At 55.4% G+C, this 20,101-nt stretch carries 17 protein-coding genes; 8 read left to right on the top strand and 9 right to left on the bottom strand.

What is annotated here, in order from left to right; genetic code table 11:
* Window positions 1–58 precede the first annotated feature (58 nt).
* The gene (locus tag MMC1_RS02910) at window positions 59–1,576 is read right to left on the bottom strand and encodes a tetratricopeptide repeat protein (protein WP_011712256.1); all 1,518 of its coding nucleotides are present in this window, start codon (window positions 1,574–1,576) and stop codon (window positions 59–61) included.
* Between the two features lie 116 nt (window positions 1,577–1,692).
* On the opposite strand from MMC1_RS02910, the gene MMC1_RS02905 reads away from it, so the two are divergent.
* The 5 genes from MMC1_RS02905 to MMC1_RS02885 all read left to right on the top strand — a co-directional run bounded on the left by MMC1_RS02905 (window position 1,693) and on the right by MMC1_RS02885 (window position 7,005).
* Window positions 1,693–2,838, top strand: coding sequence for a DegT/DnrJ/EryC1/StrS family aminotransferase (locus tag MMC1_RS02905; RefSeq protein ID WP_011712255.1), 1,146 nt, complete (start codon window positions 1,693–1,695; stop codon window positions 2,836–2,838).
* Between the two features lie 5 nt (window positions 2,839–2,843).
* Window positions 2,844–3,845 (top strand): N-acetylneuraminate synthase, encoded by a 1,002-nt coding sequence (gene neuB / locus MMC1_RS02900; RefSeq protein ID WP_011712254.1) that lies wholly within the window; start codon window positions 2,844–2,846, stop codon window positions 3,843–3,845.
* Window positions 3,846–3,934: 89 nt separating this feature from the next.
* Window positions 3,935–5,089, top strand: a complete 1,155-nt coding sequence (gene neuC, locus MMC1_RS02895; RefSeq protein WP_011712253.1) for a UDP-N-acetylglucosamine 2-epimerase — start codon at window positions 3,935–3,937, stop codon at window positions 5,087–5,089.
* A 171-nt stretch (window positions 5,090–5,260) separates the two neighbouring features.
* Window positions 5,261–6,316, top strand: a complete 1,056-nt coding sequence (locus MMC1_RS02890; RefSeq protein WP_011712252.1) for a nucleotidyltransferase family protein — start codon at window positions 5,261–5,263, stop codon at window positions 6,314–6,316.
* A complete protein-coding gene (locus MMC1_RS02885) occupies window positions 6,316–7,005 on the top strand; it encodes an acylneuraminate cytidylyltransferase family protein (RefSeq protein WP_011712251.1) in 690 nt (229 codons plus the stop codon). Before MMC1_RS02890 ends, MMC1_RS02885 begins: the two co-directional genes overlap by 1 nt.
* A gap of 94 nt (window positions 7,006–7,099) precedes the next feature.
* Here the strand turns inward: MMC1_RS02885 and MMC1_RS02880 are convergent, their stop codons facing one another.
* Both MMC1_RS02880 and MMC1_RS02875 read right to left on the bottom strand, forming a co-directional pair.
* Window positions 7,100–8,206: a S1C family serine protease gene (locus MMC1_RS02880; RefSeq protein WP_011712250.1), complete on the bottom strand. Its 1,107-nt coding sequence runs from the start codon at window positions 8,204–8,206 to the stop codon at window positions 7,100–7,102.
* Window positions 8,207–8,432: 226 nt separating this feature from the next.
* A complete protein-coding gene (locus MMC1_RS02875; protein WP_011712249.1) occupies window positions 8,433–9,170 on the bottom strand; it encodes a c-type cytochrome in 738 nt (245 codons plus the stop codon).
* Between the two features lie 189 nt (window positions 9,171–9,359).
* Here MMC1_RS02875 and acuI point away from each other — a divergent pair, with 189 nt between their 5' ends.
* Window positions 9,360–10,346 carry an acrylyl-CoA reductase (NADPH) gene (acuI, locus tag MMC1_RS02870; RefSeq protein WP_011712248.1) on the top strand — a complete coding sequence of 329 codons (987 nt, stop codon included), beginning with the start codon at window positions 9,360–9,362 and terminating at the stop codon, window positions 10,344–10,346.
* 64 nt (window positions 10,347–10,410) lie between these two features.
* Here acuI and MMC1_RS19540 read toward each other — a convergent pair whose 3' ends face one another.
* Window positions 10,411–11,382, bottom strand: a complete 972-nt coding sequence (locus MMC1_RS19540; RefSeq protein ID WP_049757569.1) for a lytic transglycosylase domain-containing protein — start codon at window positions 11,380–11,382, stop codon at window positions 10,411–10,413.
* Between the two features lie 312 nt (window positions 11,383–11,694).
* Here MMC1_RS19540 and MMC1_RS02860 point away from each other — a divergent pair, with 312 nt between their 5' ends.
* Window positions 11,695–12,237: an O-acetyl-ADP-ribose deacetylase gene (locus tag MMC1_RS02860; RefSeq protein WP_011712246.1), complete on the top strand. Its 543-nt coding sequence runs from the start codon at window positions 11,695–11,697 to the stop codon at window positions 12,235–12,237.
* A 166-nt stretch (window positions 12,238–12,403) separates the two neighbouring features.
* Here MMC1_RS02860 and MMC1_RS02855 read toward each other — a convergent pair whose 3' ends face one another.
* The gene (locus MMC1_RS02855) at window positions 12,404–12,703 is read right to left on the bottom strand and encodes a hypothetical protein (RefSeq protein WP_011712245.1); all 300 of its coding nucleotides are present in this window, start codon (window positions 12,701–12,703) and stop codon (window positions 12,404–12,406) included.
* A gap of 21 nt (window positions 12,704–12,724) precedes the next feature.
* On the opposite strand from MMC1_RS02855, the gene MMC1_RS02850 reads away from it, so the two are divergent.
* Window positions 12,725–13,684: a 2-dehydropantoate 2-reductase gene (locus tag MMC1_RS02850; RefSeq protein ID WP_011712244.1), complete on the top strand. Its 960-nt coding sequence runs from the start codon at window positions 12,725–12,727 to the stop codon at window positions 13,682–13,684.
* 367 nt (window positions 13,685–14,051) lie between these two features.
* On the opposite strand, the gene MMC1_RS21810 is transcribed toward MMC1_RS02850, so the two are convergent.
* The 4 genes from MMC1_RS21810 to MMC1_RS02835 form a co-directional block, all read right to left on the bottom strand.
* A complete protein-coding gene (locus MMC1_RS21810) occupies window positions 14,052–14,204 on the bottom strand; it encodes a hypothetical protein (protein WP_160162652.1) in 153 nt (50 codons plus the stop codon).
* Between the two features lie 257 nt (window positions 14,205–14,461).
* Window positions 14,462–16,528, bottom strand: a complete 2,067-nt coding sequence (locus MMC1_RS02845) for a cytochrome c family protein (RefSeq protein WP_011712243.1) — start codon at window positions 16,526–16,528, stop codon at window positions 14,462–14,464.
* 10 nt (window positions 16,529–16,538) lie between these two features.
* A complete protein-coding gene (locus tag MMC1_RS02840; protein WP_160162651.1) occupies window positions 16,539–17,990 on the bottom strand; it encodes a multiheme c-type cytochrome in 1,452 nt (483 codons plus the stop codon).
* 588 nt (window positions 17,991–18,578) lie between these two features.
* On the bottom strand, window positions 18,579–19,832 hold the full coding sequence (locus MMC1_RS02835; protein WP_011712241.1) for a heme NO-binding domain-containing protein: 1,254 nt from the start codon (window positions 19,830–19,832) through the stop codon (window positions 18,579–18,581).
* Window positions 19,833–20,101 lie beyond the last annotated feature (269 nt).

The raw sequence follows: 20,101 nt of genomic DNA, 5'->3' as shown, positions 1-20,101 counted from the left end.
TGCCAAGCGGGCACCGAGGCACCCACTGGTGGGAAGTGCGCCGCCCATGGCCGCAACACTAAAGGGAGGGGGCAGTGGCCGCATAACCCGTGCTATACGCCACCAATTGACGCAGTTGCGCCGTTACCTGGGCAATCACCGGTTGCCACGCCCCCGGTGCTGGCTGACGGTAGAGACGCATGCCCGGATACCACGGCGTGCTATTACCCGTCACCCCCCAACGCCAATCCGCCGCATAAGGGGTCAACAACCACGTGGGCCGCTTTAAACTACCCGCCAAATGCGCCGCTGCGGTGTCGATGGTGATAATCAAATCCAACTGCTGCATCGCCGCTGCGGTGTGATGAAAATCATCCAGATAGGGATTTAAGTCTATTAAGGGCGTATCACCCGCCAGTTTGCTTGGCATGTGATCCTCCTCCAAACCAGTTTGCAGGCTATAAAAATCCACCCCCGCCACCGTTGCCAGCGGTGCCAGCTCAGCAAAGGGACAACTGCGACGCCGCGCCGGATCTCGCGGGTGCAGCGGTTTACCGCTCCACACCAGACCCACCTTAAACCCACCCGAGGGGATCTGCGCCGCCAACTTGTGCATCAACGCCGCACTGACCCGATAGAGCGGCAGATCAGCCGGTATGTTCTCTACCCGGGTCTCCAACAAACGGGGCAGCTCCAGCAAGGGTACATAATAATCGGCCTGCTGCTCTTTTACTTCCATGACGTTGCAATAGGCATCGGCCAACTCATTATACCGAAACAGCTCGATTAAATGGCCCTTGCTCTCCACAATCAACTTCTTGACACCCCGCGCCCGCAGCATAGGCAGATAACGGGCAAACTGAAGATTATCCCCATACCCCTGCTCACATAAAACCAGCAGGGTCTTATCCTGCAACGGTTCACCATTCCATGCTTCCACATTGGCCGGTATGCGCTGCATATCATTAAAAACATGGCTAAATTGAAAACGCGCCGTATAATATCGCCACCCGTTTGCATAATCCCCCATCGCCAATAGAGCCATAGCATAATCCACCTTGGCCTTGGCATCGTCGGGATTAAGCTGCAAAGCGGTAGTAAAGGCTTGCAAGGCACCCGGCAGCTCTCCAGCCGCCTTGAGACAGAGCCCCAGATTGAGCCACGCCTCCTGCAAATCCGGCTTGCACTTAATGGCCTGCGTAAAAGCCTCAATGGCTTGCCGGTTCTGGCCCAGATCAATACAGCTATCCCCAATATGGTAGTAGGCTTGATAATCTTGAGGGTCCAACAACGCCGCCTGGGCATAACGCTGCTTGGCCTGTTCTGGCAACTCCAACTCTTGCAGAACCATACCCAAAGCCAGTAAAAAATCAGAACGTTGCCCATCCAACGCCACCGCTTGTTCCAACCGTTCACAGGCCTGCGGCCACTGCTGCAAATCCTGGTGGGCCAAGCCGGTCAGATAGTAGAGATCGGCCTGCTTGGGATAGTGCTGCAACAGCGCGTGGTAAAGCAGCAGCGCTTCTTCTGCATGCCCTTGCTGTTGCAGGGTAATGGCCTTTTCCAGGCTCTCTCGAATGGTATCCACGGCTGCCATGTGTACCTACTTGAAGGGTTGGTTAGAATTTTGCGAGCAATGCCCCAGGGTATGGATGCCCAAGAGCTTTACTCAATTGTTATACCAATTGCAGGGTGTGGTGGCGAGGTGAAGGGATGATTCCATTGGCAATCCCCCATCTAGGGGGGCGGGAAGCGGACTATTTGCAGCAGTGTATTGAGAGCACCTTTGTCTCCTCTGTGGGTCCCTTTGTGGACCGCTTTGAGCAACAGGTGGCGCAGGCAGCCGGAGTAGCCCATGGGGTGGCGGTCGCCACCGGCACCGCTGGACTGCACGCCGCCCTAGCCGCCCTGCATGTGCAGCGGGATGATCTGGTTATTCTACCCGCCCTTACCTTTATTGCCAGTGCCAATGCCATCGCCTATCTCGGGGCGACACCCTGGATTATGGATGTGGATCCCCTGAGTTGGACCCTGGATCCCCACGTGGTGGAACAGGCCCTGGCCCAACACAGCCACTGGCAGGGGGATCGTTTGATCCACACCCCCAGCGGGCGACGCATCGCCGCCATGATGCCGGTGCATGTACTGGGTACCCCGGCAGATATGCAGCGGCTTATCCCCATCGCCCAGCGCTATAAACTGCCGGTGGTGGCCGATGGTGCCGCCGCCCTGGGGGCTATGGCCCATGGTCAAGCCATTGGGGCACTGGGGGCGGAACTGACGGTCTTCTCGTTTAATGGCAACAAAACCGTCACCTGTGGCGGTGGCGGGGCGGTGGTCAGCCACGATGCGGCTTTGATTCAACGGGTGCGTCATTTGACCACCACCGCCCGCCAAGGCCCTGGCTACGACCATGACGAAGTAGGCTTTAACTATCGCATGACCAATTTACAGGCAGCGGTGGGCTGTGCCCAAATGGAGCGCTTGACGGAGCTGGTGGGGGCCAAACGGCGCATTCGCGACCGCTATGCCGACGCATTGGGAGATCTGCCCGGCGTCACCCCGTTTCAGGCCCCAAGTTGGGCCAAGAGCGCTTGGTGGTTCTCGGGGGTGGTGGTGGATCGCCCCCCCCAGAGGCAAGAACACCTGCGCGCGCAACTGCGGCAGTTGGGGGTGGACGCACGCCCCTTCTGGAAGCCCATCCACCAACAGGCCCCCTACCGCAACGCCCCCGTTAGCGCCACCCCAGTGGTGGATGGTTTATGGTGGCAGATCTTGACCCTCCCCTGCTCCTGCGGGTTGACGGAACAGGACCAGCAGCGGGTTATTGATGGGGTAAGGCAGGTATTGAAAGGGTAACATGCATGGCAACATTGGTGATTGCAGAGGCTGGGGTGAACCACAATGGCAGCCTCTCTATGGCCTTGGAGTTGGTGGATGCCGCCGCCCACTGCGGGGCGGATGTGGTAAAGTTTCAGAGCTTTGACCCCCAACAGATCGCCAGCCGCCATGCGGGCAAGGCGGCCTATCAAAAACGCACCACCGACGCTACCGAGAGCCAACAGGCGATGTTGGCCCGGCTGGCTTTGTCGGTAGAAGATCACCACCAATTGCTGCAACGCTGCCAGCAGCGGGGTATTGGGTTTCTCTCCAGCCCGTTTGATCTGCCGAGTCTGGCGCTATTGGTGGGGCTGGGCTGTCGCCCCTTTAAGATTCCCTCAGGGGAGATCACCAACCTGCCCTTGCTACGGGGCATTGGTGCCACGGGGGAAGCGGTGCTGCTCTCTACCGGCATGGCCACCCTGGGCGAGGTGGAGGCGGCCATCAACGTGCTGGTCATGGCAGGCACACCACGGGCGCAGATCACCCTATTACACTGCACCACCGAATATCCGGCACCGTTGCAGGAGGTCAATCTACGGGCCATGCTCAGCATGGGCCAAAGCTTTGCCCTGCCCTACGGCTACAGCGACCATACCGAGGGCATTGCCATCGCCATCGCAGCGGCGGCCTTGGGGGCGACGGTCATAGAGAAACATTTTACCCTGGATCGTCAGCTGCCAGGACCCGACCACAAAGCCTCGTTGGAACCCGCTGCTTTGGGGGAGATGGTGCAGGGCATACGGCAGGTTGAGCAGGCCATGGGGGATGGCATCAAACGCCCCACCCCAACGGAGCTGGCCAACCGCCCCATCGCCCGCAAAAGCATTGTTGCCCGCTGCGCCATCCGGGCGGGGGAGCCCCTAACTGCGGAGAACCTCACCACCAAACGCCCTGGCGATGGCCTTAGCCCCATGTATTGGGATGAGCTGGTGGGACGCCCTGCCCAGCGCGACTATGCCGAAGATGATCCCATTGAACGCTAAAGCCGCCTATCCGCGCGGTTGGACACGCTCTGCAAGCCCCACGGCCCTATGGCTTGATCCTGGGCACCCCCAAGAGATGGAATAAGCTTATGAAACTCCTTGGTATCACCTGCTCCCGTGCAGAATATGATCTGATGAGCGGCCTTTATATGCGGCTGCATGCCGATCCCGATGTGGAGCTCAAGCTGCTGGTGGCCGGCTCGCATCTCTCCCCCACCTTTGGCCGCAGTGTGCAGGCGATCCGGCAGGATGGTCTGGATATTCTGCTGACCTTGGAGACCCTGCTGGATGCCGATAGTCGGGTTTCCCGTTTAAAATCGGCCAGTCTGCTGCTCCAAAACAGCATTGATCTGGTGGCCCATTATGATCCTGATCTTATCCTCTATGCCGGAGACCGTGAGGAGGTGATCATCGGCGGCCTGTTGGGGGCCTATCTGGAGATCCCCACCTGCCACTTTTTTGGGGGAGACCATTCCCAGGATGGACATGTGGACCATATGGTGCGCCATGCCACCAGCAAGCTTTCGACGGTGCATATGGTCTCGCTGCCCCAGCATGCCCAGCGGCTGCTCAAGATGGGGGAAGCCCCCCAGCGGGTGCACCAGATTGGTAGCATTGCCCTGGATAAATTTGTGCGCCATCAACCCGCAGAGTTGGCGGCGATCCATGCCCAATTGGGGATTCAGGAAGGGTTTACACGTTATGCCCTGGTGATTTTTCACCCGGTGGCCGAGGAGAAAGCCCAGGCCCATCACTATTTTGAGAACATTCTATTAAGCCTGAAAAAGCGTAACATACCTGCCCTGGTCAGTGCCCCCAATGCCGATGAAGGCTTTAGTCGTCTGCTGGAGGTGGTGGAGCATTACCGGGGCGACCCCCATTTTCATTTTTACCGCAATTTGGAGCGGGCGCTGTTTTTATCGGTCTACAAGCGGTGTGACTTTTTAATAGGTAACTCTTCCAGCGGCATTATTGAAGCAGCCTCCATACCCATCCCGGTGATCAATGTGGGGTTGCGCCAGCGTGGACGGCTGGCGGGTGCCAATGTGCACTTTTGTGACCCCCACCCCGAGGCGCTGGATCACGCCTTAGAGCAGGTGGCAAAACCTGCCTTTCAAAACAGCCTAAAGGGGCTAAAAAACCCCTATGGCGATGGGCAGAGCGAAGTGAAGGCTCACCAACTTATCCGATCTCTGGACTTTAAAGCGCTGCGCTTAAAACGGGAAGATATTCTCTCTTTATAATCTGTTACGGTATTTTCTATCCAGACGCCCGACCAACCCCACCCAACACAGGCATACATATTGCATTTATCCTTACGACAGGATTCCTTAGGGCATCTTGCAAGGAGTTATGGAGCCTTTTCCTGGCATAGGGTTGGTCAATCCTAGCTGGGTTTGTAGGGGAGTTAGAGCATGTTAACCATCTCTTGGAAGTCGGTCCGGGTCGCCCCGGAGGCACCGCTCATGCGGGCGCTGGAGATTATCAGCGAGGGGGCCTTAGGTGTGGCCCTAGTGGTGGATGCTGACGACAAACTGCTGGGACTGGTCACCGATGGGGATGTGCGGCGGGGGTTATTGCGGCATATCTCGTTGGATGTGCCCGTGCGTGAAGTGATGTGTACCACGCCGACCGTGGCGCGGGACAGCGACACTCAGGAACATATCATGACCCTGATGCGCACCCGCACCCTGCACCACATACCGGTGGTGGATGATCAGGGGCGGGTGGTTGGGCTGGAGTGGTTAAAGGATATGACCCTGCCGACTCCCCGTGATAACTGGGTGGTGTTGATGGCGGGGGGCTTGGGTTCGCGCTTGGGGGAGTTGACGCGGGATTGCCCAAAACCTCTGTTACATGTGGGTAAGCAGCCGATTTTAGAGATGATTATTGAAAACTTTGTCAGTTATGGTTTTCATAAATTTTATTTGGCCGTCAATTATAAAAAAGAGATGATCAAAGCCTATTTTGGGGATGGTTCCCGGCTGGGGGTACGCATTGAGTACCTAGAGGAGGAGCAGCGTTTAGGCACGGCGGGTCCTTTATCGTTGATGCCCGAGGCTCCCAAGGATCCCTTTTTTGTGATGAATGGGGATCTCTTGACACGCATTCATTTTGGTCGGGTATTGGATTATCACCGCCAACAACAGGCCGACGCCACAATGTGCGTGCGGCAAGTGGAAGAGACCCTGCCCTATGGGGTGGTGGATCTGGGGGAGAACCATCGTTTAAACGGCATTACCGAAAAACCGGTCAACCGCTATTTTGTCAATACGGGCATCTATTTATTAGAGCCCCACGTTTTACCGATCATACCCAAGGGGCAATTTTTTGATATGCCCGATCTGTTTCGTTCGTTGGCAGATGAGGGTAAACACCCGGTGGCCTTTCCCTTTTTGGAATATTGGATGGATATTGGGCAAGTGGGTGATTTTCATCAGGCTTGCCGGGATGTTAAGGACAGCTTTTAATGGTTGCAGGCAAACGGGTATTGGCGCTTATTCCAGCGCGGGGGGGCTCCAAGGGCATACCGGGTAAAAACCTGGTGGAGCTGGGGGGCAAGCCCTTATTGGCGTGGAGCATTGAGACCGCTTTGGCGTGCAGCGGCATAGATCGGGTGGTGTTGAGCTCTGATGATGCGTCGATTATGGCGTGTGGCCGTGCCTATGGCTGTGATGTGCCGTTTGTGCGTCCGGCGGCGTTAAGCACCGACGCCGCACCAGCAGCCGATGCCATTATGCATGCCTTGGAGAGTCTGGAAGAGGCTTATGATTATTTGGTAATTTTACAGCCCACCTCCCCCTTTCGCCGGGTTGAGGATGTGGAGGCTTGCCTTGCATTAAGCATCAAACAAGGTGCCCCGGTGGTATCGGTCATGGAGCCTCGGCATCCCCCACAATGGATGTTTTCGCTGGGGGAAACGGGGGAGATGCAACCCTTATTAAGCGGCGAGATCCCCTACCAGCGGCAAAAGGTGCGCCCCTATTATGCTTTAAATGGTGCTGTATATGTGGCCGAGGTAGCCTATTTTCGGGAACATCGGAGTTTTTTGGGGGAGCGCACCTTGGCGCATCTCATGCCAGCGGCTTTTTCGGTGGATATTGATACGCCGGATGATCTCATCTGTGCGCGGGCACGGCTGCACGCGCTGCCCGGTTAGGGATGATGCGCTGAGCCTCGATTATGCATGGCACACCCCTCTGTCCCGCGCGACCTTGGGGGGGCAAGCCGCCCGAAAATGCCCATTAAAACCGTTACAATACCACCTCTAGTTGCTGGTTTTCCCCCTGCCGCCAGAGGGTTATTTTGACCGTATCCCCCACCCGATATTTGGCCAATGCCTTTTGCAGCTGATCAATATTTTCCGTTGGCTGGTCAGCAATGGCCACAATCACATCCCCCAACACAATACCGCGTTCGTCTAAACGGCTGGCTTGAATGCCCGCCCGTTGCGCCGCCGAGCCCGACGCCACCCCCAACACCAATACCCCAGTGATCTCGAAGCGGGATAAGATTTGCGCACTGCTGCGGTCGCTGGCTTGAATGCCCAAGCTGGGGCGCTGGTAGCGTCCTTGGGCGATGAGTTGCGGCACCACCCGATTGACCTCATCCACCGGCACGGCAAAACCAATACCCGCGTAGGCCCCCGATGGGCTATAGATGGCGGTATTAATACCGATCAAACGCCCGGCACTATCCAATAAGGGGCCGCCGGAGTTGCCGGGGTTAATGGCTGCATCGGTTTGAATAAGATCCTCCATAACGGCGCCGGCTTCGCTGTCAATACTGCGCTCCAGGGCGGAGATGACGCCGGTGGTAAGGGTGTGATCCAGCCCAAACGGGTTGCCGATGGCGTAGACTTTTTGCCCCACTTGCAGGTTGTGGCTCTCACCAATGGGCAGGGGCTGTACATGGCTGGCGCTGGTTTTGATCCGCAAGACGGCCAGATCATGTTCTGGGCTGGCCCCCACCAACACGGCATTGTAGCTGGTTTGGTCCGACAGCCGCACAATGGCCTCGGTGGCTTTTTTTACCACATGCCAATTGGTGACGATGTGCCCTTGGTTATCCCAAACAAAACCCGAGCCGGTACCTTGGGGGGTTTTAAGGATATTGCGGGTCCAAAAATCCCGCACATGTTTAAGGGTGGTGATATAGACCACCGAGGGCTTGGCGGTTTTGAAAATATCAATGGTATTGCGCTCATCCTCGGCCAGATTGCCCCGCGCGGTAACGGCGCGGGGTTCGGTAGAGAAGGCAATAAACACCCGCTCTACGGCGGGTCCAAACAGCATGCCCGCCAGCAAAAACAGCAGAGCCCAAACGATCCAATGGCGCAGCGAAAGGGGGTGTACGGACATGGTTCACTCACAACGTTGGGGCCGCAACAAAAACGCAAACGGGACCAGTATAACCGCCGCTCAACGCTTATGCCATTTCCTTTGTGCTACCGTTTACCCCACGACCTAGGCGCATCAGCAATGGGCACAACCAATGCGATCACCTCTATACCGCCACAAACAGGGCTTGATCCATGACCGAGACGGCATAAGGGCGTGACCCATGACCAAACAGGGCTGTTTTGCCCTACCGTTGGTTGGGCAGTGACGCCAAATAGGCCAGCAAATCGGCAACGACCTGCTCACCATAGGGTCGCATAAAGGGCTTGCCGGACACTCCTGGGCTACCATTTAAAATGCGGTGCAAGGTGCGCCAAGGATTGCGCTGAGCCACCAGCCCCAAGGGCGCAGAGGCACTTAACATACCCCGTTCACCATGGCAACTCTGACATAGGGCTTGATAGTGAGCGGCCCCCTGTTGGGCATCCCCTCGACGCAGACGGCCATTGGATGGGTCAATATAGCGGCGCATGTTAATCTGCCCTTCCCGCATAAAGCGGATAAGGTCATCTTCATCCTGGGGCAACAGCAGGGCATTAAAGCGATGCTCCTGCTGCAAAGTCTGCCTAACTTGGGCATCACTTAGCGCGTCCACATCCTCAATACCCTTGATAAAGGTGTAGTCTGGCCCTGAGCGGAACACCCCATTACGGCCATAACCATCCCAACCATGGCAGCTGCTACAGCGCCAAGTGATGCTGCCGCGATAGCTACCTTGGGTGGGGTACAAACGGTGACTGGTGGCCGGGGCACCCGCCTGTTTTTCGGCAAACCAGTTATCGTAGAGGCGTCCCCCCCGAGCCATGGCACTCTGCCGCTGCGCCTCTAACTCTGGGCTGAGAGGTTGGGGGTTTTCCGCACATCCCACCAACAGCATCAGTAGGAGCAGGCCAGACAGACCTAAACTCTTGCCAGCACGATTCATAATCCACCCCAAGACAATAGCACCATGAAAACCCAAGCCCTAAACCAACATGCCGTTCATTTATCGGTTACCAAGGTCGGAATATCGAGCGAAAAAAGGGCACATCGTCAAATGGATTGATTCTGCTAACGAGCTGGGTCAAAGTTAAACCTGCGTGGATTCACCCAATCACTGCGGAGTCACCCCATTATGTCCGACACCTTTAAGGCGCTGGTCTTACGCCAGGATGCCCAACAAACGCTGGCTGCCATTGAACAACTTAGCCTTGATCAGCTACCCGAAGGGGAGGTTTTGGTTGCCGTTGAGCACTCCAGCCTTAACTATAAGGATGGCCTTGCCATTACCGGGACAGGCAAAATTGTACGGCATTTCCCCCACGTGCCGGGCATTGATCTGGCCGGTGAAGTGATCTCTTCGGAGAGTGCGCTGTTTAAACCCGGCGATCGGGTGGTGCTCACCGGTTGGGGGGTGGGGGAACGCCACTGGGGCGGCCATGCCCAGCGGGCGCGGGTTAAAGCCAAATGGCTTAACCATCTTCCCACTGGCTTTTCCAGCGCGCGAGCCATGGCGGTGGGCACCGCAGGCTTAACCGCCATGCTCTGCATGATGGCCCTGCAAACATCCGGCATCACCCCACACGATGGCCCCATTTTGGTGACAGGAGCCGCCGGTGGAGTGGGTAGCATTGCGGTGGCCCTGCTGGCTGCTGCGGGCTATGAGGTGCATGCCAGTTCTGGCCGGGCCGCATTGGAACCCTACCTTAAAGAGCTTGGTGCCCATCACATCATCCCCCGGGAACAATTAAGCCGAGAGAGCCGCCCACTAGAATCAGAACAATGGGCCGGTGCCATCGACACCGTAGGCAGCCAAACCCTTGCCACGCTGCTTAGCCAAATGCGTTATAATGGGGCGGTGGCCGCCTGTGGTCTGGCCGGGGGCATGGATCTACACACCACGGTTTTTCCTTTTATTTTGCGTGGGGTACGCCTATTGGGCATCGACTCTGTCTATGCCCCTGCACCGCACCGCCAACAGGCGTGGCAACAATTGGCCCAGCAACTGCCCATGGCATTGCTCGATAGCCTGACCCGGCATATTCCCCTGGAAGCGTGCCCGGAAGCGGCCAACCAGATCATGGCCGGACAGATCCAGGGCCGGGTCGTGGTGGACCTTTAATCCAAAAAAAGGGGGGATGGCCTTAAACACCATCCCCCCCTTGTAAAAACATGCTTGCTACAGCCTAGACCATCACTTGCGAACCCTCATCGGCATCCAACAATTTAGCCACCTTGTGGATAAAATCGGCGGTGCGGTCGGGGATGGCATCGGGATTACGCTCCAACTGGTTCACGCCCCAGTGCATGGCGGCCAAGGCCAGATCCCGCTGCCCTTGATAGCGGTCTAACAGGGTACGCAGATAGCGGCTACCCCCCATCACATTTTGCTCGGCCTCAAAGGGGTCGGTAACCCCCATATCCGACCAGACTTGCGGCTTTAACTGCACCAAACCTTGGGCACCCTCTGCCGACACCGCCCGTGGGTCAAAATGCGAACCCACATAGATGACAGAACGCAACAGCCGCTCATCCACCCCACTGCTTACCGACGCCCGTTCAATTAAACCGGCAAAAGGGATGTTGGGCGAGGTGGTTACGGTTTGGGCGGCCACACGCCGCCCCCCTGTTACCTCGGCCAGACGCGCCGCCGGGCTGTGGTTTAGGGCAATGCGAGGCACCTCTCGACGGTGCTGCTCATCGGCCATACCACCACCATTTTGATGGGTCGCTCCAAAGGCGCTTTTCGCCACCTGCCCCACGCTGCTGCGGTTAACCTGACCGGGGGCTACATGACTCTCTACCCGCTGCTGCATATAGACCGCGTTGACATGTTTGGGGTTGACCAGCACCACCCCACCATTGGGCACCGACTGATAGATCCAGTTGGCCGCCGAACGATCCACCAAATGCGGCCGCGTCTGTACCGCTGCACCACCTTGAGCCGGTGTTTGACTGTTTAAGGAGCCTTGCACCGCACGGGTAAGATACTCCACCATGGTGTTATTAAGCGCAGCAGGGCGCAAGCCTGTGTCACTGGCCCGTTGCAGCGCCTGTTGAAAGGCTTCGGCATCGCCACCCACCGTGGTCGTGGTGTTCGCGACACGGTTTTGCTGTTGCCAGGCCGCTGGCGTTATGGATGTTGGGAACATATTCATGATTGTCCCTCCTTGGCAGAAATCGCAACCGGCCTACTCTCCGGCGGCATGCTGGGCGTTCCTTTCGCCCTGACACCCTTGCAACCTCATCTTCCAAAGGGCTAAGCTGTCCCTGCTTATCCCCTTGGCGGTCCCTCCTGGACCGATGGAAATTGTTTCCCAAAGTATAAAAAGCAATTGCCATGCCATCATGCATTACATACTGTTTATAAACCTTATATTCACAAATTCAGGCGCGCCTCCATGGCCGCCCACCACCCCCGGCAATGGTTATAACCAACTGTTTTTTTGGATGCTTAACCGGAGCGACCCATGACAACCCTTGAGATCATCCTTACAGATATCACCCAATTGCCCATTGATGGGGTGGTTAATGCGGCCAATAACAGTCTGTTAGGGGGGATGGGGGTGGATGGTGCCATCCATCGGGTCGGCGGCACAGCCCTGACCCAGGCGTGCCAAGCCCTGCGCCACACGCACTACCCCGATGGTCTAGCCACCGGCGCAGCGGTGGCGACCTGTGCAGGAGAGCTACCCGCTAAACGGGTCATCCACACCGTCGGCCCCGTCTATGCTAAGGATCCTGATCCCCAGGCCCGCTTGGCCGACTGTTACCGCAACAGCCTACGCTGTGCCCAAGAGGAAGGGCTACGCAGCATCGCTTTTCCAGCCATCAGCACGGGGGTCTACGGTTTTCCCAAACAGCAGGCGGCCAACATTGCGGTGGCTACTTTATTGCAAGCGCTGCGCGAGGGGGTGGCACTGGAGCGGGTGGTATTGGTGGCCTTTAGCGAAGAGGATGCCCAGATCCTGCGTCACGCCCTAAACCAGGCTCAACACAGTATAATATTATAATTTATTGAATATAATAGATATTTCCAGATTAAACCCACAGACAATGGCAACCCTAAGTCGCGCTCACCCATGGGTTTATGCGGCGGTATGTTTGCCTTAAGCCATGGGCTTGGCCATCATCCGCCCATACCACCTCAACAGAGGTATGGGCGGCGCATGATCGCCCTTAAGGTTTTGGAAACTTATAGTAGGTACGGTTTAGATGGTCTGTAACCAACCCTACCTCCTCATCAAACCAACCTGTACCCACCTGATTGTTGCAGAACGCGACCATTTGTTTTAGGCTGGCATAGCTGTTCTTTTTGCGCTCTGCGCGGGTGTACATCTGCTCGGCTTGGCCATTGAAGCGGCTGGCATGACACGCTATGCAGCTCTCGTCGTGCAGCACCTTGCCCTCGTCGGCCGCCGCCGTTTGTCCACTCAGTAAACCCAGCATGGCGACCGCCATGAATATCTTAACCTTCATTTGAGAAGCTCCTCATACGCAATGACTGACTCAACCACACCCCCCCAAACCCCACACACACCCACCGTATTGGTGGTAGGTACCGGCGCTGTGGGCGGCTTTTATGCCGCCCGACTGGCCGCCGCTGGGGCACAGGTTTCGGTGGTATGTCGCTCCGATTATGCTACCATCGCCCAACAGGGTATCACCATTCACAGCTTTAAGTTTGGCGAGCAGCACTTTCACCCCTACTCTGTACACGAGCAGCCAGAAACGTTTCCCGGCACCCCCGATTATATGCTCATCACCCTTAAAGTGCTGCCCCAAATTGACCTAGCTGCCATGGTCGCCCCCAAAATTGGGCCAAACACCACCCTACTCCTCATCCAAAACGGTATTGAGATTGAAGAAAAGCTTCACCAAGCCTTTCCCAATACCCCAATGATCAGCGCATTAGCCTTTGTTTGTGTAAGCCGTACCCAACCTGGCCACATTGACCATCTCTGCTTTGGGCATCTCAGCATGGGGCACTATCCACCCCAACCGGTGCAACCCGCCCTAACCCAGCTGGTGCAGCTCTTTAAGCATGCACAAATTGACGCACACGCCACCGACAATGTGGTTACCGCCCGCTGGCGCAAATTGGTCTGGAATGCCCCCTTTAACGGGGTCTCTGTACTGGCTGGTGGGCTAAACACCCGCGAAATCATGGACGACGCCCCCCTGCAACAGCTCTGTCGGGATGTCATGGCCGAGGTGGTGGATTTGGCCGCAGCGGCGGGCCATGCCCTGGCGGATGATGTGATCGAGGTCAATATGCAGGCCACTGAACGCATGCAGCCCTACCGAACCAGCATGCTGTTGGACCATGAGGCTGGCCGTGAGATGGAGGTGGAGGCTATTTTTGGCAACGCCCTACAACGCGCCCAGCAGCTGGGCCGTAGCTACCCACACTTGCAAAGCTTTTATGCCCTGCTTAGGGCCATCGGACGAAAGAGATGAAGGCAGAACGTCAAAAAAGTGCCATGCCAACTCTGTGACATCGCACCTATACACACGACCTTGTTAAAATGGGATGGATGGAACCATGCTTGTGGTTATGGCGTCATTTTAAAACAAAACATGCGCCCCATTAACACCACAAGCCCGGCTTCAAAGCCCGAGTGCTGCATCTTCAGCACTACGCAAACATCGCGTGGAACAACTAACCCGGATATTTCATAAATCCCTTCGATGATCGCGTAGAGATTTGGATTTTAAAGGATATTTTACCATGCACAAGATACTTATGGATATTTTCAAGCGCTAACAAAGTTCTCTAAAATCCAAAGATCAAACGAGAGCGTCGGGGATTCCTGAAATATCCGGGTTAGAGTCCCTGACTGAGCAACAGAAAAAGCTGGGTAACCGCGACCAAAATCAATCCATAGATTCCACCAAAATAGACGGCCCCCACCAACTTGACGGCAATCTCCTTGGTGTTTTGCCAGGATGACGATGTGAGTGTAATAGAATTGTGCATAAGGCATCCCCTTAATATGGTCCAGCTCTGCTCGGCATTGGCTGCCAGAGTCACCCTTTAAGCGACAAAATTTAATGGGTTTTGCCGCTCTGTTGTTGCTCTTTCCCCCTCTAAAGCAAGCATTATTCCAGTTTAGCTACGGATAACGCCTATCTATGGGTAGCGGTTTGCTCCAAAAAGTCTCTCATTCCCCGTTGTGGCATTAAAAAAAGGGCCACGGTCTCCCGTGGCCCCACTCAACCTGATTGCTCTACCCGTTATCCGCCAAAGGTTGCGGCAAATCCGTGCAGCGCAAAGATACAGAGGATAATACCCATGATAATGAGTAGTGCCCCCAATTTTTTCGCGTTTTTCTCTGCCCGGCAGCTTGGGGGGTCCACCAGATATTTCTCCAGCTTACCCTCGGCCACCAGACGATCATACTCATGCCGACGCTCATCTTTGAACTCCGACAGGGGAATCGTTCCGGTAAACATAACGATATCCTGCGGAAAACGGGTGGGACGATAGTGGCAGTTAAAGTAGTGAACCGAGAAGAGGAACACCGTTGCCAAAAACGCCTCATCCGCATGCACAATGATGGCAATGTTAAAGACCCATCCTGGTAAGTAGGTTGCGGCCACATTGGGGAACCACATCATCAAACCAGAAACACCGATGATAAACATACCCCAGAAGGGTGCCCAGTAGTCAAACTTCTCCCAGTAGGTCCAGTGGTCAAACGTGGGTTTTGGGCCACGATGGAAAAACCACTTAAACATCGCGATCACATCCCTAAGATCCTGCCAACGGGGCAGTAGGGAGTATGGGCCAAACCACTGCAACTTGTAGCTGCGTACAAAGATAATACGGTAGAGCATGTAGCCAATGTGACCAAAGAAGATCACCGCAAACATGACTGCCCCTATCCGGTGCAAAATGGCCGCATTCTGAGGGCCACCCAACAGTTTCATGACATAGTATGCCCAGAGGGTCTCACTGTAGAGCACCGCCAGACCGGTCAAAGAGAGGATCATCACCCCCACCGCCAACACGCCGTGGGCAATCACCCAACCCTTGGTGAAACGCCGGATATATTTACCGGCATAGGGATCATCGCTCTGAATAAGATCATGCCCATGCCCGTGGTGCGGATGGTTCTCCGCTGTGTAACGATAGCTGCCAACCTCTTTATACTCTCGCAGATACCACAACAGCGAGTGGGTCCAGAAGAAAGCAAACACCCCAAACACCAAACCCAGCATCGACGTAGCGACCCAGTACATAAGGGGGTATTTCTCTTTGTCATGCATATCCCCATGGGCATGGAAGGTGGTAAAACCCGGGGGGGCGTTGGCATGACATTTTTTACAGGTTGCTAGCCGGTTATCCGGATGTGCAGGTGAGATCGGATCTTTTACCTGCCGCAGTTTATGGGCGTCGTGACAATCGTAACACTTGGCCGTATACCCATAACCCAACTCGTTGACCTGACCATGATAGGTCTGACGATAGGTCTTCAGCGCCTTGGCATGGCAGGTTCCGCAGTTCTCCGTGATGGCAACTTTGGCCTTACCATCCTTGGGCGAGGAGATCTGGTGCGCGGTGTGACAGTCCGAACAGACCGCCGCAGTCCGATCCCCTTTTTGCAACACCAACGAAGCGTGATAGGAGTCCTCATAATCCATCAACTGCTTTTCGTGACACGTGCCGCACTTTTGCGGGGTGGTGAGACGAAAGTTGATGCCCTGCGCACTGCGTAATGGAAACACCGCATGAGCGTCGTGACAATCATGACAGTAAGCACGGGGCCGACTGGGATCCGTTTTACTGGGTTGCGCATGGGTCGAGGCTAGAAAATTGTTGGCATTGCCAACCGCTTTCTCCAAGGTCGCCCGTTTACTGGCGTCCGCTGTGGTTTCCAGTTGATGCAACTGCTTTAAGTGACAACTTTCGCAGTTTACCGTACGTTTGACCCCCGGTTTATGGGGGATCTGCTGAATATCGGTATGACACTCGGTACAACGGCGCACCCCATGGACGCTATTTTTGAAGGCCTCGACCTTCACATCCAAATGGCGGATCTGCTGTTTACCGAAGGCATCCGGTTTAAGCGGCACACCAAAGCCTGGAACGCCATGGCACTCCAGACAGTGGTTGTTGGTGGTCTCTTGCGTGACCGCTACAGGATTGGCCAGGGTAGCCCGCTCCAACATCTGCGCCGCAGAGTCGATGACCGGAATCTGGTAGCCCGGATCCTGGTCCCCCTTGCCAATGGTATAGGCTTGCGCCTCCCCCCCAAGGGGGGAGAGGAGCAGCATTAACAGTAAGAGATAACGAAACATAAACGCTGCCTCACTTATCCGTGGTGGCAGCGACCTGCTTTTCACTCATCCAGAGATGCTCTGGACGGGTAGCAATGGCATCCAATACACCACGAACTTTATCCGCCGCAGCTTTATTACCGGCCGCTTCTGCCTTGTCTGCCAGTTCACGGGCTTGGGGAATAAGCTGGGTGTAGAAAAGATTGGAGAGTTCATACATGCCTTCCCACTGCTGTACACTGGGGGCGTTCATCGCGGCCCCGTGGCGCATGGCGCGACCAGCATGGTGCCACAAGCGGAACCAAGTCCACTCAATGGTATCATCCAACTGCTTGCTGGTGATCAAACCAGCTTCGGCCAAACTCTCCATAATCTCTTTGCCGGGGTTGGCAAACTTTTTATTATAGAGCTCAACCGCACTGTCAAACTGCTCGTAGAAGTTTTTCACAATGCGCTCAGAGTGACAGGAGATACAGACGTTCGCCATGGCATCGCGACGCTCGTCGCCATCTGGACCTTTGGCACCGGTGCGCTCCATCATATCGTTGACGGTCTCAGAGACGGGGCTGCGCAGGTTCCAGCTAACACGTAGGCTGGTATTGTGGGTCAGGGGCTGCTCTTTGGTGGCCGACATGTGACAGGTGGTGCAGGTTGGTGCTGCATCATAATCCTCACCGGGGATCCACTTGGGCGAGGTAAGGTTCATGCGGTCGATATTGGAGTAGTAGCTCACCCCATGCTTGGACTGGTTATAGATCTCTTTTTGCAGATGGCCGGGACCCAAGTGACACTTGCCGCACGCCTCAGGACGACGGGCCTGGGCACGGGAGAATTCGTGACGCTGATGGCACGCCGAACAGGCCCCACGGGAACCATCGGGGTTCAGACGGCCAATACCGCTGTTGGGCCAGGTCTCGGGCAGCAGCTTGCCGCTCATGTTCACTTTGATTTTGGCACCATGGCACTGCACGCAGGCCTGGGAACCCGCCGCTTTATCCACATCTTTGCCCTCGTGGGCCCCCTGCGCCATCATCGCCATGGCGTGCTCGGTGGAGCCCTCGAAATCAGCGGCACCGGCATGGGCACTGCTTTGGAACTCTATGGACTCTTTTTCATGGCAGCGACCACAATCCTTGGGACTGACGATGGTGCTGATCACCTTACCCTTGTGACGGTAGGCATCTGGATCATTCGGGTTGGCTTGGTGGCACTCGTAGCAACCCACATTCGCCCCATAGTGCTTAGAACGCCCCCACTGGTTATACAGACCGATATTGTCTTCGCGGTGGCAGGTGGCACAGGTTGCGCTCTCTTTGCTCATAGAAGCAAAGGCTTTCAGCGCCTTGAGGGGCCGATCCAAGGGGTTAACCACCTCTGCTGGCAGCTCCTTGTCCTCGGCCATAGCCGGTTGGCTGGCAACCAGCAGCAACACCCCTATGACGCTGAATAATCCTCTTAAAAACGTATGAGCACGTTTTTTCATGGTGCACTTCATCATCGTTCACCCCTTCCTCAAAAGAACATCTTCAGGTTTTTTTTTGCCCCTTACGGGAACTTTTTTAGATTTTTTTCAGAATATACACTAGCTCACATTTTCTATAGAAACGACCAGTTTTTTACACCCACATACACTTTTTTCTCGAAAAAAATGGAACTCTGAACCCCATAGCGGGTCTATATTCCCCTTTATATTTAGATAATTCAATTCTTTAACTGACCACCTTCACCCTCTTTTTCCCCGACAATACAAAGCGCCACCCTCTGCTTGCTATCTGGCAAGATCTTCATGGGAACAGGGCTTTGACCGTCCAACGCACCCCACCACCGCCATTCGCGCCCCCGATAACCCCACCAGCTGGCTCGCCACAGCAGCAACGTTAAGCTCCAAACACCCTCAACAAAGCCAACACACCGTAGGTTTTTTTACAACAAACATAGAGTGGGACTTACGGGAAATTTCATGACAACACGAGGGGCAATACGAGGGACAAGAGAGCGTGTAGACCCGACCTAACGGGCGTAAGGCGAATCGAGCAGAGACCCCAGCGACCAAGCGGTCTCTGCTTGTGGGTTAAGCGCTGATTTGGGACATATGGCGGATCACCGATTGTTTACGCTCGGCGACAAACAGGGTAATCAATTTTTTGGCGTTATCGGTCAGAACGTCGAAGATCAAGCGCACAATGACCTCTTTTTCATCCATGATAACATCCAAAATATTGCCCTCGGCAATAAAATATTGGTTGGTATTGGCTAACGAATCTTGGTTTTCAAAGGCACTCAGCGGCACCAAAAACTCCAGCTTGCAATTAAGAAACAAAAAGTGCTCACTCAACCCAGAGCGGCTAAAACGACACGAGGCTCCATTGGCAGAGATGTCCTTTAAAAATCCCTGAAAACGTTTGCCCGCAACCCCCATCTGTAAACGAATCTCGGCGGGAGGCTCCACCCGTGTTTCCTGACGCTGGCCCACGGCTCCATCGGTCAACAGCATACGGTCCAATACCACCATGCCTTTATTGACATCCATTTTGCGCACGTGGGCATGCACCCCCACCATGAGATGCTGCAATGCCAAAAAGGTCTCATTGGTCCGTCGCATAGCCAACAACTGGTCCCGCGTGGTCAGCAGTTGGATGCCATCCTCATTGACATCCAGCACGGTGCCCTCGTTGGTAAACGGAACCCCCATAAACTGGTTGTAAAACTTAACCTTGCCACCCTGAGTACGAACCGTATTAAACTCCCGCACCATATCCACTGCACGCAGTTTTTCATGATCAGCCAAGCGCACATTGATGCGGTAAAAATGGCTGCCCGCACGGGGTTCTGCCACCCAGATATCCAGCGGCTCTTCAAAATGCTCACCCAACCCTTTGGCAACCCCTTTCAGTAACGGACCCATGCGGTTTTTTGCCATGTAGGCCACGGCGGCCTCCCCCTGCCGCAAACGTAGGGTACGGATATCCGGCGGGATAAAACCAGGGATTTGCATGCGAATGGCGGCCTGAATCAGCTCCTTACCATTCTCCAAATAGTCCATGGTGCGCCAGCGGTGATCCAGCAAATTCATCGCCTCGCCCATCTCCATCAAGCCCGGCACGATATAGGCACCAAAATCCTCTAACAGTGCAGCACGCTCCATCTCCATAACCTGGGCCGCAGCCAACAGTAGCGCTTCCCAATCCTGGGCATCATACATACGATCTGGCGTAAATTCCGTGTCGGCAATGCCGGCGGTTTCCACGACCTTTTCCCATGCATCGTCGCCCAGCCGCTCATCCAGGTACTCTTCCAAGGCTAAAAAAATGACACCGTGCATCATTCCATCCGGTCGCTGCGGGCCTCTTTGATAGTGACGACAAAGAACCCATGGCTGCTATTATAAGGTCGACTGACCTCTGGCACCTCATCTCTGGCACATGACGTGCCATCCTGCACCCATTTTCTACCACATAATTTGCAAAAGGTATCCCTGTTCTTCAACCTTTACCCGGAAGCTGTCACTAATCTTGGGTAAATATACTAGTATACAAGGCGGGTTCGCACTATCCTTAACATGGAAGATGGGCCACCTTGGCACCATTCACTCAT

It is taken from the genome of Magnetococcus marinus MC-1, from assembly GCF_000014865.1.
GTDB classification, from domain to species: Bacteria; Pseudomonadota; Magnetococcia; order Magnetococcales; family Magnetococcaceae; genus Magnetococcus; species Magnetococcus marinus.
The sequence above is the reverse complement of the archived record's forward strand: the minus strand, read 5'-3'. Positions and strand labels throughout refer to the sequence as shown.

Coding starts and splice junctions, on each gene's coding strand:
- MMC1_RS02875 (WP_011712249.1), bottom strand. CDS start 9,170: ATGAATCGTGCTGGCAAGAGTTTAGGTCTGTCTGGCCTGCTCCTACTG.
- MMC1_RS02845 (WP_011712243.1), bottom strand. CDS start 16,528: ATGTTTCGTTATCTCTTACTGTTAATGCTGCTCCTCTCCCCCCTTGGG.
- MMC1_RS21810 (WP_160162652.1), bottom strand. CDS start 14,204: ATGCACAATTCTATTACACTCACATCGTCATCCTGGCAAAACACCAAG.
- neuC (WP_011712253.1), top strand. CDS start 3,935: ATGAAACTCCTTGGTATCACCTGCTCCCGTGCAGAATATGATCTGATG.
- MMC1_RS02850 (WP_011712244.1), top strand. CDS start 12,725: ATGACTGACTCAACCACACCCCCCCAAACCCCACACACACCCACCGTA.
- MMC1_RS19540 (WP_049757569.1), bottom strand. CDS start 11,382: ATGAATATGTTCCCAACATCCATAACGCCAGCGGCCTGGCAACAGCAA.
- MMC1_RS02890 (WP_011712252.1), top strand. CDS start 5,261: ATGTTAACCATCTCTTGGAAGTCGGTCCGGGTCGCCCCGGAGGCACCG.
- MMC1_RS02835 (WP_011712241.1), bottom strand. CDS start 19,832: ATGATGCACGGTGTCATTTTTTTAGCCTTGGAAGAGTACCTGGATGAG.
- MMC1_RS02840 (WP_160162651.1), bottom strand. CDS start 17,990: ATGAAAAAACGTGCTCATACGTTTTTAAGAGGATTATTCAGCGTCATA.
- MMC1_RS02855 (WP_011712245.1), bottom strand. CDS start 12,703: ATGAAGGTTAAGATATTCATGGCGGTCGCCATGCTGGGTTTACTGAGT.
- MMC1_RS02910 (WP_011712256.1), bottom strand. CDS start 1,576: ATGGCAGCCGTGGATACCATTCGAGAGAGCCTGGAAAAGGCCATTACC.
- neuB (WP_011712254.1), top strand. CDS start 2,844: ATGGCAACATTGGTGATTGCAGAGGCTGGGGTGAACCACAATGGCAGC.
- MMC1_RS02860 (WP_011712246.1), top strand. CDS start 11,695: ATGACAACCCTTGAGATCATCCTTACAGATATCACCCAATTGCCCATT.
- MMC1_RS02885 (WP_011712251.1), top strand. CDS start 6,316: ATGGTTGCAGGCAAACGGGTATTGGCGCTTATTCCAGCGCGGGGGGGC.
- MMC1_RS02905 (WP_011712255.1), top strand. CDS start 1,693: ATGATTCCATTGGCAATCCCCCATCTAGGGGGGCGGGAAGCGGACTAT.
- acuI (WP_011712248.1), top strand. CDS start 9,360: ATGTCCGACACCTTTAAGGCGCTGGTCTTACGCCAGGATGCCCAACAA.
- MMC1_RS02880 (WP_011712250.1), bottom strand. CDS start 8,206: ATGTCCGTACACCCCCTTTCGCTGCGCCATTGGATCGTTTGGGCTCTG.